We start from the raw sequence: 17535 nt of genomic DNA on the forward strand, positions 1-17535 counted from the left end.
CACCTGCCCGGTAGAAATCTGTTTACTCGGCGGCCAGGCTGCTGGCGGCGGTGTTGAAACGGTCGAGGATCGCCTCAGCGCAATCGCGCCCGTCCTTGATGGCCCAGACCACCAGCGACGCGCCGCGCACGATGTCACCAACGGCATAGACGCCATCGAGATCGGTCGCGCCGGTCTGGAATGCAGCCTTTACGGTGCCCCAGCGGGTGACCGGCAGTTCCGGCTGATCCCAGAGCGTCGGCAGATCTTCCGGCTCAAAGCCAAGCGCCTTGATCACCAGCTCGGCAGGCTCGATGTAATCGGCGCCCTCGATGACCTCGGGAGCCTGGCGGCCCGAGGCGTCAGGCTGACCGAGACGCATCTTCTGTACCATCACGCCAGCAACCTTGCCGCCCTCATCGGTGAAACCCTTGGGCGCGGACAGCCATTCAAAGACCACGCCTTCTTCCTCGGCGTTCTGGGTTTCGCGCTGCGAACCGGGCATATTGGCACGGTCACGGCGATAGAGACATTTGACCGACGTCGCACCCTGACGGATCGAGGTCCGCACGCAGTCCATAGCCGTATCGCCCCCGCCGATGACAACGACACGCTTGCCTTTGGCGTTCAGGGTGCCGTTGTCGAATTCCTCGATGCTGTCGCCGAAATTCGACGCTTTGTTGGACACGGTCAGGAAGTCGATCGCCTTTACGATGCCACCAGAACCTGACCCCGGCATTTCCAGATCACGGGATTTGTAAACGCCGGTGGCGATAATCACCGCATCATGTTTGGCGCGGATATCGTCAAAGGAGATGTCCTGACCCACGTTGCAATTCATCACGAATTCAACACCGCCATCCGCAAGCAGTTGGTTGCGGCGCATCACGACGTCCTTTTCCAGCTTGAAACCCGGAATACCATAGGTCAGCAGGCCACCGGCACGATCATAGCGGTCGTAGATGGTGACCTTCACGCCTGCGCGACGCAGCATGTCTGCTGCGGCCAGGCCGCCCGGACCCGCCCCGATGATCCCCACGGATTCGCCACGTTCCTGCGCCGGGGCGATGGGCTGCACCCAACCTTTGTCCCAGGCGGTATCGGTAATGTATTTCTCGACGGCACCGATGGTGACAGTACCGTGGCCGGACTGCTCAATGACGCAATTGCCTTCGCAGAGGCGATCCTGCGGACAGATACGACCACAGATTTCGGGGAAGGTATTGGTCGCCTGGCTGATCTCATAGGCCTCGTGCAAGCGGCCCGTGGCAGTCAGGCGGAGCCAATCGGGAATGTTATTGTGCAGGGGGCAATGCGACTGGCAATAAGGTACACCGCATTGACTGCAACGGCTGGCCTGTTCCTCGGCCTTGGCGGCCGCGAATTCTGCGTAGATTTCGTCGAAATCTTCCCGGCGATCTTCTGCGGCCCGTTTGCTGGGCATGTCGCGGTCGATCTGCACGAATTTGAGCATCGGTTGCTTGGCCACGGGGCGGACTCCATGTTGGGCTGGCTGCGATAAATGATCCATCGGAGCGGAGCGAATTAAAAGTCAACTTTGCTGACCTAATATGTCAGCAGTTATGTCCTGATACCTTCTCCAGCAGAAATGTACAGACATTTTAGGTCCGATACGGACCATTAACGCAATCCCGCCAATGAAATCAACGGATTTACACCCAGACCGTTCTTTGCCATCCCTGCGGAACCCCAATCGGACCTATATCATGCCGCTTTTTCAGCTGATCCTTATCGCCCTGATTCAGGGCATCACGGAATTCCTGCCCGTCTCTTCATCCGGGCACCTGATCCTTTTGCCGGGACTGACCGGGCTCGACGATCAGGGGCAGGTTATCGACGTCGCCGTTCACGTCGGAACACTGGTCGCCGTGGTCCTGTTCTTCTGGAAAGAGGTGCGGGTGGGGCTGATCGGTCTGCCGCGCGCCCTCATAGGACGCCTCGATACACCCGGGGCACGGCTGGCGATGGGGCTGATCATCGCGACCATCCCTACAATCCTGTTTGGCGCCTTTCTGCATTTCAGCGGATGGAGTGACGCACTCAGGTCGATGAAAGTCATCGGCTGGACGATGCTTGGTTTTGGCTTGGTACTCTATGTGGCAGATCGGTTTGGCCCAACCGACAAGGAAAGCGCGGACTGGGGGCCACGAGATGCGCTGATCATGGGGCTGTGGCAAATGCTGGCGCTAATCCCCGGCACTTCCCGTTCGGGCATCACTATTACGGGCGCCCGCCAGCTGGGCTACGCCCGGATCGATGCAGCACGACTGTCAATGCTAATGTCGATCCCAACAATCGTGGCCTCTGGTGTTTTGCTGGGTGCCGAAGTCGCCGTCGAGGCAAATCCGGCACTCATTCGCGATGCAGCTATCGCTGCGGCGCTCTCAATGCTGGCCGCCCTTGCTGCCCTGTCGCTGATGATGCGCCTGCTGCGCTCGGTCAGCTTCACACCCTATGTGATCTATCGCGTCGTTCTGGGCGCGATTCTCCTGATGATCGCCTATCAGGCCTGATCGACCGGATCCGGCCATCAGAACCAAAAAAGCGCGGGTCAAACCCGCGCCTTTCAAATCTTAGCCGACCTTGACCTCTAAGCGAATTCAGAGGTCGTTGCGCAGGTTGCGGGCTGAATCCATCAACTCACTGTACTGACCAGCCGGGCGGAACTTCCACAGGTAGTCCGGCAGCACAGACGCCAATGAAACCGGGTGGATGCCCAGCGCCTCGAACCCGTTTGCACCCTCGGCAACCACATTGTCGTTCTCGAGGTTCTTCAGCTGGTCACGGGTCAGCATCTTGTTCTCGAACAGCTGAAAGCTGACGAACTGCAGAATATCAAAGCCAAGCGCGACCAGCTTCGCAATCGGACCCGGCAGCGACAGCACAAGGCGCCGACGGTCAATCACATCGAGCATCTGCTGCATCAGTGCGCCGAAGCTCTTCACCTCGGGGCCGCCAAGCTCATACACGCCAGGCTTTGCCTTCCCGACAACCGCGGCTACGGCAGCCTTGGCAACATCGTCGACGTACACCGGCTGGAATTCTGTGTCGGCATGGGCAATCGGCAGCACCGGCGACAGGCGTGCCATCGCGGCAAAACGGTTGAAGAACTGATCCTCAGCCCCGAAGATGATCGACGGCCGCAAAATCACGGCCTCAGGCATATGCTCCAGAACAGCCCGCTCCCCGGCCGCTTTGGACTGGGCATAATCGCTGTCGCTGTCTTCATCGGCACCGATGGCCGAGACATGCACCATAGCTCCGACGCCCTGTGCAGCAGCGATCCGCGCGATTCGACCAGCGCCATCGGCCTGAACCGCATCAAAGGTGTTCTTGCCCAGTTCGTTCAGGATGCCAACGCAGTTCACCACTGCATCTGCCCCCTGCATCACCGCCGCAACAGACGCATCGTCGCGAATATTGCACAACACAGGCTCAACCTGCCCCGGGACACCGTAGGGTTTGACATACATGGCTTCGTTCGGCCGACGCACGGCCACCCGCACACGCCAACCTTCCTTGGCCATGCGGCGCGCAATGTAACGGCCGACAAAACCGGACCCGCCATAGATCGTGACCAGTTTGGACATCTTTTGGCTCCTACCTTAGCTGCTGCTTCGATTTACCGCCCCGCGCCCTTTGGAACAAGGCGCAAATCGACCAAAGTCGAGGCAATAGGTGCAACGCTGCAAGATATGGCTGCTTAACGCCCGATTTGATCTCCCTTGCTATGATGCTTTGGCGACGCCAGCGGATCGTATTGGTGATTTCAAATCAGATCGGAGAGCGCAGATCATGACGACTCAGCAGCTCTGCACAGGTAGCTGTATTCTGTGAATACCATCGTCAGAACAGAACATATCGCAGCGGTGAATTTTCCGTTTGACGGCCCCGCCGCTTCTGCTTATACGCCCCTCACGACACCTGCCCAGGTGGCGGAATTGGTAGACGCGCTAGCTTCAGGTGCTAGTGTCCGTATGGACGTGGAGGTTCGAGTCCTCTCCTGGGCACCATATCCCCGACAGTGAATAAAACAAGGCCCCCATAGGGAGCCACACTCCAGGCGCGATATGTCGATTGTCGGCTGCCGACCGGTTTCATACACCACGCGCCAGACCCGAAAAACCGCCAGCCGTAAGCAGGTGAATTTTCCGTTTGACGACCCCGCCGCTTCTGCTTATACGCCCCTCACGACACCTGCCCAGGTGGCGGAATTGGTAGACGCGCTAGCTTCAGGTGCTAGTGTCCGTATGGACGTGGAGGTTCGAGTCCTCTCCTGGGCACCATATCCCCTATTTTTCTCGATGCTTGATCACGCCTTTGGCGTGTTATTGCGCCTGCGCGATGACGTACCGTCAGAGTAGACAGCCCCCGTAAAAACAGCGCTCATCCTCTGGCAGCTGGGGAGAGCTGTTCGTGCTGGACATGGGGGAGAGCGTGATGGAGGCGGATTATGTGATCGTCGGCGGAGGCTCTGCGGGATCGACGCTGGCTGCCCGACTAAGCGAAGATCCAACCGTCACGGTCTGCCTGCTGGAAGCCGGCGGGCGCGGTGACGGGCTTCTGGTTCGCGCTCCTGCCGCTGTGGTCGCGATGCTACCGGGACGCCCCAAAATCAACAATTGGGCCTATGAAACCGTGCCGCAACCGGGGTTGAACGGGCGACGCGGATATCAGCCGCGCGGTAAAGGCCTGGGCGGCTCCAGTGCGATCAATGCTATGCTTTATATTCGCGGCCACTCCAGCGATTACGATGAGTGGGCCGCATTGGGATGTCCCGGTTGGGATTGGAACTCGGTGCTGCCCTATTTCCGAAAAGCCGAAAACAACGAACGCGGCGGCGATGATCTGCATGGTGCAGCCGGCCCCTTGCAGGTCAGCAACCAGAAATCTCCCCGCCCGATCACCGATGCCTTTATCAAGGCCGGCCAATCCCTGCAGATCCGACACTGCGAGGATTTCAACACAGGCGACAACGAGGGCATCGGCCTTTATCAGGTGACGCAATTCCACAGAGCTGACCGCAACGGGGAGCGCTGCTCGGCGGCGGCGGCCTATCTACACCCGGTGATGGACCGCGCGAATCTGAAGGTGATCACGCGGGCGCAGGCATCCCGGATCATATTCGACGGCAAACGTGCGGTCGGCGTCAGCTACCGGCTGCGCGGCACTGAGCATAGTGTCCGCGCCCGCCGCGAGGTGATTCTCTGCGGTGGAGCGTTCAACTCGCCGCAGCTGCTGCAACTCTCCGGCGTTGGTCGACCCGAGGATATCCGCCCGCACGGGATCGACTTGGTCCATGAACTGCCCGGGGTGGGGCAGAATCTGCAGGATCATCTGGACTTTACACTGGCTTATAAATCCAAGGATCGCGACAATTTCGGCATTTCCCTGCCCGGCAGTATCTCACTGTTGCGCCACATATGGAACTGGCGGAAAACCGGGCGTGGTATGATTGCGACTCCCTTTGCGGAAGGGGCCGCGTTCCTGAAAACGGACCCATCCGAAGAGCGTGCCGATGTGCAGCTGCATTTTGTGATTTCCATCGTGGATGATCACGCCCGGAAGCTGCACATGGGGCATGGGTTCAGCTGCCATATCTGCGTGCTGAGGCCAAAATCGCGCGGCACGGTCGGCCTGACCAGTGCCGACCCCACATCACCGCCGCGGATTGATCCGCAGTTTCTCGCTGATCCCGATGATCTGGCCGTGCTTATCAGGGGGGTGCGCAAAACCCGGCAAATCATGGCGGCAGAACCGCTGGCGGGCTATATTCACAAGGAGCTGTTTATCGACGGCGAAGTCGATGACCCCGCATTGGAACAGCACATACGCGCGCGGGCAGATACGATTTATCATCCGGTTGGCACCTGCAAAATGGGAACCGACCCGCTTGCGGTGGTGGATCCCGCGCTCCGGGTCCAAGGTTTGGACGGGCTGCGGGTGGTTGATGCGTCGATCATGCCGCGCCTGATTGGCGGCAACACCAATGCGCCAACCATCATGATCGCGGAGAAAGCGGCAGATATTATACGCGGTGCCCTGGCCCGCGCCTGACATTTCAATTCGGAGAAGACGAAGATGCTTGGCAAGATGATGCACAAACAGCTGACTATAGGCTCGCTGATAGAACATGCAGGGCGGTTCCATAGCGGGACCACGGTCACATCTGTCGAGACTTCGGGCGAAACCGTGCATGTCACCTGGGGAGACATCGACACCAACGCCCGCAAGCTGGCGGCCGCCCTGGGACGGCTGGGCATCGCGCAGGGCGCCCGTTGCGGCACCATCGCCTGGAACAATCGTCGCCACCTCGAAATCTATTTCGGCGTCTCCGGGGGTGGGTTTGTCTGCCACACGATCAACCCGCGACTGACACCAGAGCAGCTGATCTACATCATAAACCACGCAGGGGATCAGGTCCTGTTCATCGACACCACCTTTGTTCCGGCTGTGGCACAGCTGCGCGCGCATCTGACCACCGTGCAGAATATCGTGGTGATGGGGCCGCCGGACGCCGAGATCGCAGCCCAGATCGAAGACGTGCTGTTCTACGATGCGCTCCTGGACATGGAAACAACCCCGTATTCCTGGCCTGATCTGGATGAAAACCTGCCATCGAGCCTGTGTTACACCTCCGGCACGACCGGCAATCCCAAGGGGGTTGAATACACCCATCGCACCAGCGTTCTGCATACGCTTGGCGGCAACCAGCCCGACGGTATCGCCCTGCGGGCGCGGGACACCGTTCTGGCAGTTGTTCCGATGTTCCACGTGAATGCCTGGGGGACGCCCTACATGACCGCGGCGGTTGGGGCAAAGCTGGTACTGCCCGGGCCGCATCTGGATGGGGCGAGCCTGGCCAAGCTGATTGATGCGGAAAAGGTCACCGTGGCGCTGGGTGTTCCCACAATCTGGATGGGTTTGCTGAAAGGGCTGGAGGAGACCGGATGCACCGCCGAGAGCCTGGAACGCACCATTGTCGGCGGCTCTGCCCTGCCAACGGTCATGATCCCCACATTTCGTGACAAATACGGCGTTGATCTGGTGCATGCCTGGGGCATGACGGAAACAAGCCCAATCGGGACGCTGAACCAGCTGCTTCAGAAACACAATGAGCTGGACGCCGAGCAGCAGGCGAAGCTGCGCGAAGGACAGGGCCGCCCCATGTATGGTGTCGATCTGCGCATCGTAGACGACAGCGGCGCTGTTCTGCCTCATGACGGACAGACGCAGGGCAATTTGCAGATCTGCGGTCATTGGGTGATCGACAGCTATTTTCGCGCCGAGGATACAGCGCTGACGGCAGATGGATGGTTCGATACCGGTGACGTCGCCACAATTGATGCCGATGGCTATATGATCATTCGTGATCGCTCCAAGGACATCATCAAGTCTGGCGGCGAGTGGATCTCGACCGTCGAGCTGGAGGATATCGCGATGTCCCACCCCGGTATCGCTCAGGCAGCGGCAATCGCAGCCAGACACCCCAAATGGGACGAACGTCCGGTGGTGATCGCTGTAAAACGCTCCCCCGACGTGACCGAGGACGATCTGCGCGAGTATTACCAGGGCAAGGTAGCAAGCTGGCAGATCCCCGACCGTGTCATCTTTGTCGATGCGCTGCCGCTAGGTGGCACCGGAAAGGTGCTGAAAAACAAGCTCCGCGACTCCTACGACGCGATTCTGCTAGAGGCCTGATGCACTGCACCGCCGCCAATATGGCATCTGGTGGCGGTGCCCATTTCACGAAATGGGCACAGAATCCGTCCGAATTACGGGTAAAACAGGGACTTTGGCGGCCATAACTGCCGGCAAATTTATCTGTTAAGCCTCACTTAAGACACCGCCTGATATCCCGGTAGTGGGTGAAAATAGGTGGTGGATTATGAGCGCACAAGGAAATGTGGCGCCCATTATCATCAAGAAGAAAAAGTCAGGTGGTGCCCATGGTCACCACGGTGGAGCCTGGAAGGTCGCCTATGCGGACTTCGTGACGGCTATGATGGCGTTCTTCATGTTGATGTGGCTGCTCAATGCAACGACTGAGAAACAACGCAAAGGGTTGGCGGATTATTTCTCGCCATCCATTCCGCTGAGCCGGGTCTCCGGCGGCGGCAACGGGGCGTTCAGCGGGGACAGCATGTTCACCGAGGAAATCCAGCCCCAGAACGGTACCGGTGCGACCGATGTGAACCCCGCAAACGCCCAGCAGGCCAAGGGTGACTCCGGCGTCGAACAGGACAAGGACCGCGAGGCTGCCGATGAGCAGTTCCGAGCCCTGGAAGAGCAGCTGAAGGGGCGTGGCGGCGAAAGCATGGTCTCGATCGAGATGGCGCAGCACATCATTACCCGCGTCACCGACGAAGGCCTTGTAGTCGAACTCTTCGACACCGAGGATTCGCCGCTGTTCAAAGATGGTACAGCCGAACCGACCCTCCTGTTCCGCGACATCGTGAAGATGGTTTCACGCGTCACCGGCGTTGTTGAAAACAACATCGCAATCGGCGGTCACATCAGGTCACATGCGGTCGTTGTCGCCAATAATCCGGTCTGGGAACTGTCCCATGCACGGGCTGACGCGACCCGGGTGATGCTCGAATCAGGCGGAACGAAGTCCAAGCGGATGCACCGGGTGACGGGACATGCCGATCGCAAACTGGCGGATAGCAATCCGATGGCAGCGCGAAACAATCGGGTCGAAATCATCCTTCTGCGCAAATAACCCATGGATCCCCAAAAACGGGCGGCGAACAGATCAGACAATTTTATCTGTTAGCCGCCCGTTAATGGGCAATCGGCTAGCTGTTGCATCAAGAAAGATTCGATGCAGCAGAAAGGCGTATCCATGACGATTTCTTCCTCGCTTAATGCCGGTGTTGCCGGGCTTACCGCGAATGCCAGCCGACTGGCCTCCATTTCCGACAACATCGCAAACTCCTCAACCGCCGGCTACAAGCGGGTCCAGACCGATTTCCACTCGATGGTCATGAGCTCGTCTGGCGGCACCTATTCGGCCGGGGGCGTGCGGACAACCAACGTCCGCCTGATTGATGAGCGGGGCCCGCTGGTGTCGACCAGCAATGCGACTGACCTCGCGGTCCGAGGCCGCGGTATGCTGCCGGTGACATCCATGAACGAGGTCGAGACAGGCGCTGCGAATCCGCAGATGATGCTGACCACCACTGCATCGTTCCGGACCAACGCCGATGGCCTGCTGGCCACTGAATCCGGCCTCGTCCTGATGGGCTGGCCCGCACAGTCCGATGGTACAATCCCACCCTACCCGCGCGATACCTCCGATGCGCTGGAACCGGTTCGTTTCAATGTAAACAAACTGTCTGGTGAGCCGACAACCGAGATGTCTCTGGGTGTCAACCTGCCTGCGACCGCAACCGAATCCACGTCGGCTGGTACCAGCGAAAACCTGTCGATCGAGTATTATGACAACCTCGGCAAGTCGGAGAGTCTGCAGATCGAATTTGTTCCCACCGTTCCCGCAACAGGCGAGTCGAACGAGTGGACGATGATCATTACCGATACTGCTATCGGCGCCACTGTGATCGGTGAATATACGCTGACCTTTGATGACAACCGGACCTCCGGCGGCGCTCTCAATGCTGTCACGGCAACGACAGGTGGGGCCTATGACCCGGCAACCGGCTCGATCATCGTGTCTGTTGCAGGCGGCCCGATGGAGATCAATATCGGCACCTTGGGGGATGACAACGGCCTTACCCAATTGTCGGATACCTTCGCACCCGCCTCCATTTCAAAGGACGGCGCCCCGGTCGGTAACTTCACCGGCGTGGAAATCGACGAAGCCGGATATGTGCATGCCAATTATGACACCGGCGTCAGCCGAGTGGTCTATCAGGTACCTCTTGTCGATCTGCCCAATCCCAACGGTATGATCGCGATGGATCGCCAGACCTATATGCCATCCAGCGAAAGCGGCTCCTATTTCCTGTGGAATGCTGGTGAGGGTCCGACAGGCGATATCCTGGGCTATGCGCGTGAAGAATCCGCAACCGATGTTGCGGGGGAACTAACCAACATGATCCAGACCCAGCGCGCCTATTCGTCGAACGCAAAGGTCATTCAGACCGTGGATGAGATGTTGCAGGAAACCACCAACATCAAGCGCTGATAAGCGCCTTCTCCTTTGATCCACATTCGCGCAAAGGCTGGATGATCCATGTCCATTACAAGTGCTCTCAATTCCGCAATGACCGGGCTGACGGCGGCTGGCCGCTCAACCTCGGTTGTTTCCGAAAACCTGTCGAATGTCCTGACACCAGGATATTCGCGCCGGAGTCTGGCGCTCACCAGCGCCGGCGACGGTTTCAGCGGGGTGAAGGTCGGCAACGTCCAGCGGATCAACGATCCGGCGTTGCAGTCCAGCGTGCGATCCGCCAATTCAGAGGTCGGCGTTGCCGAGGTGAAATCCGCCTTCTTTGGTCGTATGACCGAGCTGGTGGGCAGCGCCGACGACCCCTATTCCATCACACAGCGGCTGACCGACTTTGACTCCGGTCTGATCGAGGTGATTTCCCGTCCGGATTCAGGGCCGCGCTTGAACGATCTTGCGATCCAGGCTGAAGAATTGGTGCGGTCGATTTCCGATGCGGCCGAAGGGCTGCGCAATCGGCGCACAGCCGCCGACAGGGCCATCGACGTGCAAGTTGATACCGTCAATCAATCGCTGGAAAAGCTGCAAAGACTGAACGCAAAAATTGCAGTCAGTCAGTCCACCGGATCCGATTCCGCATCGCTTCTCGATCAGCGTGATCTGTTGATCGACGAGGTGAACCAGATTATCCCGGTCAAGGTTGTGAACCGTGACCGTGGGCAGGTCGCCCTGTTCTCAGAAGGCGGCGCCGTGCTTCTGGATGGTCAGGCCGCTGAGCTGAGTTTCGATGGCAAGGCCGATACCCTGCCTTACATGACCCTCGGCAACGGGTTGCTCTCCGGTCTGCAAATCAACGGTATCGACGTTGCAACCGGCCCCGGCGGGCCAATTCGCGGCGGGACTCTGGCGGCCCATTTCGAGGTGCGCGACGTTCTGACCGTGGAAGCTCAGGAAGATCTCGATGCGATGGCAAAAGATCTCGTCGAACGCTTCCAGGATCCAACCTTGGATCCGACTTTAGGCGCCACCGATCCCGGGATTTTCACCGATCAAGGTGCGTTCTTTGACCCTGCCAATACTGTTGGCATCGCCAACCGTATTGAATTGAACGACAAGATCGCGATGCAGGGACAGGCTGAAACCTGGCGGTTGCGGGATGGTCTCAATGCAGCGGCGCCCGGGAATGCCGGCGATGCAACGCTTCTGCGCGGATATGCCGATGCGCTCGACGCCAAGCGCTTGGTATCGTCCGTCGGCCTCGGCACCGCAAATCTGGATGCCAGCACGCTGAGCGCGAATCTGCTGTCGCGTTTTGCACAGAGTGAAAATTCCGCAGAACAGAATGTCGCCTTCGCGGCGGCAACCTATACCGAAATGTATCAGCGCGAATTGGCGCAGGGCGTCGACAGTGATGCTGAACTGCAAAACCTTATCGTGATTGAAAAAGTCTATCAGGCCAACGCCAGAATGATCTCCGTCGTTGATGAGCTGATGGAAACGCTTCTGAGGATTTAACGAATGATTATGAACTCATATGGGGACATGGCTCAGCATCTGTTCCTGCGCAATCGGTCGGTGGGTCTGAAGAACGACATCTCGACCCTGACGCAGGAATTGAGTTCGGGTAAAACCTCGCAGCTGACACAGAAACTAGGTGGCGATCTCACCTATCTGTCCGACGTCGAACGAAGCCTTGACCGGCTCAAGTCCTTTCAGGTGGCAAATACCGAGGCCGCGCTGTTCGCATCCTCGATGCAGAACAATATTGAGCTGATCTCCGATAACGTCATCACGCTGACCGGTGACATCTTCTCCGTCACCACCTCGCCGAATGACGAAACGTCGAAGCAATTGTCCAACCAGGCAGAGGTGTTCCTGACGGAAGCCATCCGGTCGCTGAACGGTGAAGCGGCCGGCCGCAGCCTGTTTGCCGGCAACGATACCGAAGCCAAGCCTCTCGCCGACCTCAACACCTTGATGTCCGCACTGGTGACCGAGGTATCCCTGCTGAGCACCGCCCCGGATATCGTCCAGGCCGTCAAGGACTGGTTTGCCGATCCGCTGGGGTTTGATGCAGTGATGTACCAGGGCTCTTCGGATTTGATGGACCCGGTGAGAATCGGGCCCAATGAAGAGGTCACGGTCTCTCTGAAGGCCAATGATGCTGCGTTCAAACAGACATTGCAGAGCCTCGCGATTGCAACACTGGTAAATGAACCCGGCCTGAGCCTCAGCTCGGACGTGAAATTTGAACTGTTGCGTAGCACCGGGGTAGAGCTGCGTGAAAGCCAGGTTCAACTGACGCAGATGCAATCGGATCTTGGTTTTGTTGAAGGGCGTATCGAGCAGACGGCAACACGCAATGGCGCGGCGCAGACCAGCCTGAGCCTGGTGTTCAATGAACTCGTCCAAGCCGACCCATATGAGACCGCAACCCGTCTCGACGAGGCGCAGTTCCAACTGGAAAGCCTGTTTACTGTCACCGCGCGAACATCACAGCTGTCTCTGATGAGGTTCCTGTCATGATGCAGCTCATTCGACTTCTGCTGACGGTGCTGATGTTGCCTGCGATGGCACAGGCCAATGCCATCCGGCTGAAGGACCTGGTCGAGTTTGACGGCGTTCGTGGTAATGATCTGGTCGGCTACGGTCTTGTGGTTGGTCTGAACGGGACCGGCGACGGTCTGCGCAACTCACCGTTTACCGAAGAGATCATGTCGAACATCCTCGAAAGGCTGGGCGTCAATGTCACCGGTGAGCAGTTTCGGCCCAAGAATGTTGCGGCGGTGTTTGTCACCGCGACTTTACCGCCTTTTGCCCGTGTTGGCGGCACCGTCGATGTGACGGTGTCCGCAATTGGCGATTCGAAAAGCCTACTGGGCGGGACGCTGGTCATGACGCCGCTGAATGCCGCCGATGGTCAGATCTATGCCGTTGCCCAAGGGACCATTCTGGCTGGTGGCGCGGTCGCGGAGGGTGAAGGTGCCTCTGTCACCCAGGGGGTGCCGACCGCCGGTGTTATTCCATCGGGGGCCAGGGTCGAGCGCGAGATCGACTTTGATCTCTCGTCACTGACGTCCATGCGCCTTGCCCTGCGGGAGCCAGATTTCACCACCGCTGGCCGTATCGAGCGGGCGATCAATGCGGAATTTGGTCGAAACGTCGCTCTGATGCGGGATTCCGGGACCGTGGAAATTGACGTGCAGCGCACCAATAGCCGGTCAACGGCCCATGCAGTTGGTCGGATCGAGAATATCCTGGTCGAACCGCAGCGCAAGGCGCGTGTGGTTGTGGATCAACGCTCCGGCACCATTGTAATGGGCAGCGATGTCCGTATTTCACGTGTCGCGGTTGCGCAAGGCAATCTGACCCTGCGGATCGAGGAAACACCCCTCGTGGTTCAGCCCAATCCATTTGCAGATGGCGAAACGGTTGTCGTCCCACGCACCGGTGCCGCCATTGAAGAGGAGGAGGGCATACAGCTGGCGGAAGTTCCGGAAACAACCTCCTTGTCCGAAGTGGTTGCCGGGCTAAACGCCCTGGGCGTATCGCCGCGGGACATGATCGATATCCTCAAGAGCCTGAAGGCAGCCGGTGCCCTGCATGCCGAATTTGTAGTTCGATAGCAGCGAGGCCCCAATATAGACAAGACCAGCACCCCCTGAAGCCACGTGGCTTCGGGGGGTGCTTCGTCGTAAGGGAGCTGTTGCGGATCCGCGATTTGCAGATGCGCTGTCACTGAACTCTACCTTCGTGATTGTCACAACCTGGAGGTCTGGGAGATGCGGTCCTGGACATTTCAGCACATTGCCCGAGATGACAGCACGGCTCGCTCTCCGCGCATTACATCAGCGGGGCCGGAGATCCAGATCACTAAATCTGAGGGAGAGGGAGAGGGAGAGGAAAGCCCGGTCATCAACCCTCAAGGATGTGCTGAAGGATGAGGGCGACCGCAGTATATGGCAGCGCTCAGGGTGATGGCACAGAAAAACCCCCGGCCGCAATGGCGACCGGAGGATTAGGAAGGCGATATCCAACTACGGGAAGTAGCTGCGCACCAAAGCACTCGCGATAAGGCTCCAGCCGTCGGCAACGACAAAGAACGCGAGTTTGAACGGCATGGACACAACGGCCGGTGGGACCATCATCATACCCATCGACATCAGAACCGCCGCGACCACCAGGTCGATCACGAGAAATGGCAGAAAGACAAGAAAGCCGACCTGAAACGCGCGGGCGATTTCTGACAGCATGAAGCTGGACACCAAGGTCGACAGCGGCGCATCGGCGGTTGGGTCAATACCCGCAGTGGCCGGGCGTAGATCCGCTATCGCGTAGAATGTATCGGGATCAAGGCGCGCCGCCATGAAAACACGGAACGGCTGCAAAGCACGTTCAAGCGCGGTTTCAACATCCAGCCGTTCCTCGATCAGCGGATTGATCCCGGTGGTCCAGGCCTCGGTAAAGACAGGCTCCATGACGAAATAGGTGAGAAACAGCGCGAGGCTGATCATCAACATATTCGGCGGCGCCTGCTGCAAACCGATGGCCTGCCGCAGGATCGACAAGACCGTCACAAGAAACGGAAAGCATGTGATCATGATCAGCAGCCCCGGCGCGAGGCTGAGGACGGTGATCAGCAGGATCAGCTGGATCGAACGGGCGGAGATTGATTGACCATCGCCCAATGACAGGCTGAGATCCTGCGCGCTTGCAGGGTCCGGCAGACCGAGGGCCAGCATAGCCGCCAGCGCGACGGCAAAAAGGGCAGTGCGTGTCATCCCAGGCCGCTTTGCAAATCCGCGATTTCCGTCAGGCGCACAGCCAGTTGACCTGCTTGCTCGCCTTCCAGCTCTTCCAATTGGCCTCTGGCGACCAGGCGGTCGCCGACATAGAGATCCACGGGATCCTCCACCCGTTTGTCGAGCGTCAGAATCGCGTTCTCGCCCAGGTTGACAAGATCACGGATCAACGGCCTGGCCTTGCCGACCGATACGACGACCTCAACGGGTACCGACACAAACGGATTGCCTGCATCGCCAGATTTCCGGTTCATTTCAGCAGACTTATCCATATTTGCTGTCCTCTGTTATGTGAAAGGAGAAGGCCTCGATCGAATCCTGGATAGAGTCGATCAGGGCCGAGCTGTTGATTTCCCGCTCAATGCCGCCGACCTTGAGATAGGCTTGACCCGGGCTCAGGATGACATCCTCGCGCACCTGAACCGGTACAGCGAAACTCTTGGTCAGAAGCGCACGCACCGTCGCCCCCTCGCCGGGGGAGACGACAATATTGATCGCTTGATCCGCCTGGCTCTTGGCCATGTCGGTGAGCTGATCAACTATGTGATGTCCAAAGCTCGCAGCCATTGCGTCGGGCAGGACAGCGCTGGTCAGAACCTTGAACATCGGATCCAGCGATTCGAGCAGTTGCGTCTGCGCCTCGTGGAAGGTGAAGCTGAGATCTTCGAGCGAACTGGCCAATTCCGAGGAGACATGCTTGCTCTCCTTGTCCTTCGCTGTCACCGCATCATCCCAACCGGCGCTGTAGCCCTTTTCGTAGGATTCCAGACGCTGTTCTTCCAACAATTCCTCGTTGACTTCGACAACCGGCACCGCCGGTGTATCCATAGCAAAATCTTCAAGAAGATGGGCAATGGTCATCAGGCTCTCTCCTCATTTTCTTCCAGCCAGCCGCGCAGAATCTGAACAGTTTCCTCCTGGCGTTCGCCAATCATCGAGCGCAGGCGATCAACGGGGTTGTCGCTGCCACCGCCAAGGGCAGGCAGGCCACCCATATCGCCCAATCCGCTCATCTCACCCATGCCCATGCCGCTGCCCATGCCCATGCCACCCATGGGTTCGAACTGGCCGGTTTCATTGTTCTCGATCTCACCATCCAGCGCGAGATCAGCGCCGAGGTTCGGATTGGACATGAAACCGCCTCCGCCGAGTGCCGGCAATTCGTCCATGGCGTCGCCTGTCGGTGCCCCAAGGGCCGGAACGCTGGCCTGGTTCGACAGGATCGGACGGATGACAAAGAGACCAAGAATCAGCGTCACCAGTGCCAAGGCAGCCATCTGGATAAGCGACATTGCATCCAGATAGATGTTGTCAAAGATGGAGGCGCTGACAACGGTGCCTTGCGGCTCTACCGTAGGCATTTCCATCGATTTCAGCGTGATGACATCCCCGCGCTCCTCGCTGAAGCCAACCGCGGCAGAGATCAGCTCGCGCAGCGCGCCAAGCTCTTCTTCCGGGCGGGGTTCCATCACTGTTTCGCCGGTTGCCGTGGTTGTCTGGACGCCATTCAGCAATACAGCAACGGTCAGTCGTTTAATCGCACCCGGTCCACGCAGAATCTCTTTTTCTGTCTCAGAGATTTCATAGTTGACCCGTTCACGAGTGGCACTGGTGCTGGCTTTCGACCCGTCGCCAGAGGCCCCGTCTCCGTCCGGGATATTTGACGCAACCGTCACTTCGCCAGATTGGTTCTGAGACGAATCCGCGCGTTCTTCCACGTCGGTGCTGATTGCGACACGGCTTTCGGGATCAATGCGCTTTTCCCGGATGGATTCGGTATCTGTTACCGTTTCGACGCTGACTTCGACCACAGCATTACCATGACCAACGCGCGCTTCGACCAGGCGCATGACCCGTTCGCGAATCGACTGCGAGCGATCATCCGTACCCGCGCCAACAGCTGCGGCGGCCTCGGGCGAGCCGATCAGGGCGCCATTGGCATCGATCACCGCAACATTCTCCACCGCGAGACCTGTCACGGCAGAGGAAATCAGAAACCGAATCGCATTGGCCTGGGCCGGCGTGATGGGCGAGCCCATCGGGACAACCGACACAGAGGCAGTCGGTTCGGCCGTGCGCTGGAACGGGTTCGAGCCCGTATTGGCAATATGCACCCTTGCCTGGGTCACATGCGGGCTGGCCACAATCGTACGGGCCAATTCCCCTTCTTTTGCGCGCCAATAGGCGGCGTCAAACATCTGTGATGTTGTTCCGAAGCCGCTGAGCGAATCGAGCAGCTCATATCCGCGTCCGCCGTTTGCCGGCAGGCCTTCGCTTGCCAGTGTCATGCGAAGTTCGTCGCGCGCCGAAGCCGCAACGTAAATTGACCCCCCGCGAACTTCATATTCTGTGCCGCGCTGTTCAAGCGCGCGCACCACATCCCCAGCCGAGCCGCTTTCGAGCCCGGCGTACAATAATTGCATCGTGGGCGTATTCGCCACACGGGACATCGCCAGGACGCTGAGAATCACGATCACCGTGGCCCCCACGACAATCAGGCGCTTTCGCGTGTCCAAACCTGCCCAGACATTCTTGATCTGCTGCACATTAACCTCCGTAGCACCGGCATTCTGTCCGATGTGCAACCCTTTTGCCGGATTG

General features: G+C 58.7%; 14 protein-coding genes and 2 tRNA genes. 10 read left to right on the forward strand and 6 right to left on the reverse strand.

The window, feature by feature from the left end; translation table 11 throughout:
- Window positions 1–22: 22 nt before the first annotated feature.
- Window positions 23–1468: an NAD(P)-dependent oxidoreductase gene (locus WLQ66_RS14455; protein ID WP_340547033.1), complete on the reverse strand. Its 1446-nt coding sequence runs from the start codon at window positions 1466–1468 to the stop codon at window positions 23–25.
- 238 nt (window positions 1469–1706) lie between these two features.
- Between WLQ66_RS14455 and WLQ66_RS14460 the strand changes: the two genes are divergently transcribed.
- Window positions 1707–2513 (forward strand): undecaprenyl-diphosphate phosphatase, encoded by an 807-nt coding sequence (locus WLQ66_RS14460; protein ID WP_340547034.1) that lies wholly within the window; start codon window positions 1707–1709, stop codon window positions 2511–2513.
- An 87-nt stretch (window positions 2514–2600) separates the two neighbouring features.
- Here the strand turns inward: WLQ66_RS14460 and WLQ66_RS14465 are convergent, their stop codons facing one another.
- Window positions 2601–3590 carry a complex I NDUFA9 subunit family protein gene (locus tag WLQ66_RS14465; RefSeq protein ID WP_340547035.1) on the reverse strand — a complete coding sequence of 330 codons (990 nt, stop codon included), beginning with the start codon at window positions 3588–3590 and terminating at the stop codon, window positions 2601–2603.
- Window positions 3591–3926: 336 nt separating this feature from the next.
- Here WLQ66_RS14465 and WLQ66_RS14470 point away from each other — a divergent pair.
- The 9 genes from WLQ66_RS14470 (at window position 3927) to WLQ66_RS14510 (ending at window position 13758) form a co-directional block, all read left to right on the forward strand.
- Window positions 3927–4013: transfer RNA gene (locus WLQ66_RS14470), tRNA-Leu, on the forward strand.
- 186 nt (window positions 4014–4199) lie between these two features.
- Window positions 4200–4286: transfer RNA gene (locus WLQ66_RS14475), tRNA-Leu, on the forward strand.
- A gap of 154 nt (window positions 4287–4440) precedes the next feature.
- Window positions 4441–6057, forward strand: a complete 1617-nt coding sequence (locus WLQ66_RS14480; protein ID WP_340547250.1) for a GMC family oxidoreductase — start codon at window positions 4441–4443, stop codon at window positions 6055–6057.
- A gap of 24 nt (window positions 6058–6081) precedes the next feature.
- A complete protein-coding gene (locus WLQ66_RS14485) occupies window positions 6082–7701 on the forward strand; it encodes a long-chain-fatty-acid--CoA ligase (protein WP_340547036.1) in 1620 nt (539 codons plus the stop codon).
- A 187-nt stretch (window positions 7702–7888) separates the two neighbouring features.
- Window positions 7889–8725 (forward strand): flagellar motor protein MotB, encoded by an 837-nt coding sequence (locus WLQ66_RS14490; RefSeq protein ID WP_340547037.1) that lies wholly within the window; start codon window positions 7889–7891, stop codon window positions 8723–8725.
- A gap of 102 nt (window positions 8726–8827) precedes the next feature.
- A complete protein-coding gene (locus WLQ66_RS14495) occupies window positions 8828–10150 on the forward strand; it encodes a flagellar hook protein FlgE (protein ID WP_340547038.1) in 1323 nt (440 codons plus the stop codon).
- Window positions 10151–10198: 48 nt separating this feature from the next.
- The gene (flgK, locus tag WLQ66_RS14500; protein ID WP_340547039.1) at window positions 10199–11647 is read left to right on the forward strand and encodes a flagellar hook-associated protein FlgK; all 1449 of its coding nucleotides are present in this window, start codon (window positions 10199–10201) and stop codon (window positions 11645–11647) included.
- Window positions 11648–11650: 3 nt separating this feature from the next.
- Entirely contained in the window at window positions 11651–12658 is a 1008-nt protein-coding gene (locus WLQ66_RS14505) for a flagellin (protein WP_340547040.1), read from the forward strand.
- Window positions 12655–13758 (forward strand): flagellar basal body P-ring protein FlgI, encoded by a 1104-nt coding sequence (locus WLQ66_RS14510; protein WP_340547041.1) that lies wholly within the window; start codon window positions 12655–12657, stop codon window positions 13756–13758. The genes WLQ66_RS14505 and WLQ66_RS14510 overlap by 4 nt, the downstream gene beginning before the upstream one ends.
- A 411-nt stretch (window positions 13759–14169) precedes the next feature.
- Here WLQ66_RS14510 and fliP read toward each other — a convergent pair whose 3' ends face one another.
- Genes fliP through fliF form a run of 4 tightly spaced genes read right to left on the reverse strand, consistent with a single transcriptional unit; the run spans window position 14170 to window position 17480 of the window.
- Entirely contained in the window at window positions 14170–14913 is a 744-nt protein-coding gene (gene fliP / locus WLQ66_RS14515) for a flagellar type III secretion system pore protein FliP (RefSeq protein ID WP_340547042.1), read from the reverse strand.
- Window positions 14910–15206 carry a FliM/FliN family flagellar motor switch protein gene (locus WLQ66_RS14520; protein ID WP_040175044.1) on the reverse strand — a complete coding sequence of 99 codons (297 nt, stop codon included), beginning with the start codon at window positions 15204–15206 and terminating at the stop codon, window positions 14910–14912. Before WLQ66_RS14520 ends, fliP begins: the two co-directional genes overlap by 4 nt.
- Window positions 15199–15795: an ABC transporter ATP-binding protein gene (locus WLQ66_RS14525; RefSeq protein ID WP_340547043.1), complete on the reverse strand. Its 597-nt coding sequence runs from the start codon at window positions 15793–15795 to the stop codon at window positions 15199–15201. Before WLQ66_RS14525 ends, WLQ66_RS14520 begins: the two co-directional genes overlap by 8 nt.
- Window positions 15795–17480: a flagellar basal-body MS-ring/collar protein FliF gene (gene fliF, locus WLQ66_RS14530; RefSeq protein WP_340547044.1), complete on the reverse strand. Its 1686-nt coding sequence runs from the start codon at window positions 17478–17480 to the stop codon at window positions 15795–15797. The genes WLQ66_RS14525 and fliF overlap by 1 nt, the downstream gene beginning before the upstream one ends.
- Window positions 17481–17535 lie beyond the last annotated feature (55 nt).

It is taken from the genome of Phaeobacter sp. A36a-5a (assembly GCF_037911135.1).
Taxonomy (GTDB): Bacteria; Pseudomonadota; Alphaproteobacteria; order Rhodobacterales; family Rhodobacteraceae; genus Phaeobacter; species Phaeobacter bryozoorum.

Bases quoted from the DNA above. Each gene is read 5' to 3' on its own strand.
- WLQ66_RS14460 (WP_340547034.1), top strand. From the start codon at position 1,707: ATGCCGCTTTTTCAGCTGATCCTTATCGCCCTGATTCAGGGCATCACG.
- WLQ66_RS14465 (WP_340547035.1), bottom strand. From the start codon at position 3,590: ATGTCCAAACTGGTCACGATCTATGGCGGGTCCGGTTTTGTCGGCCGT.
- WLQ66_RS14480 (WP_340547250.1), top strand. From the start codon at position 4,441: ATGGAGGCGGATTATGTGATCGTCGGCGGAGGCTCTGCGGGATCGACG.
- WLQ66_RS14485 (WP_340547036.1), top strand. From the start codon at position 6,082: ATGCTTGGCAAGATGATGCACAAACAGCTGACTATAGGCTCGCTGATA.
- WLQ66_RS14490 (WP_340547037.1), top strand. From the start codon at position 7,889: ATGAGCGCACAAGGAAATGTGGCGCCCATTATCATCAAGAAGAAAAAG.
- WLQ66_RS14495 (WP_340547038.1), top strand. From the start codon at position 8,828: ATGCAGCAGAAAGGCGTATCCATGACGATTTCTTCCTCGCTTAATGCC.
- flgK (WP_340547039.1), top strand. From the start codon at position 10,199: ATGTCCATTACAAGTGCTCTCAATTCCGCAATGACCGGGCTGACGGCG.
- WLQ66_RS14505 (WP_340547040.1), top strand. From the start codon at position 11,651: ATGATTATGAACTCATATGGGGACATGGCTCAGCATCTGTTCCTGCGC.
- WLQ66_RS14510 (WP_340547041.1), top strand. From the start codon at position 12,655: ATGATGCAGCTCATTCGACTTCTGCTGACGGTGCTGATGTTGCCTGCG.
- fliP (WP_340547042.1), bottom strand. From the start codon at position 14,913: ATGACACGCACTGCCCTTTTTGCCGTCGCGCTGGCGGCTATGCTGGCC.
- WLQ66_RS14520 (WP_040175044.1), bottom strand. From the start codon at position 15,206: ATGGATAAGTCTGCTGAAATGAACCGGAAATCTGGCGATGCAGGCAAT.
- WLQ66_RS14525 (WP_340547043.1), bottom strand. From the start codon at position 15,795: ATGACCATTGCCCATCTTCTTGAAGATTTTGCTATGGATACACCGGCG.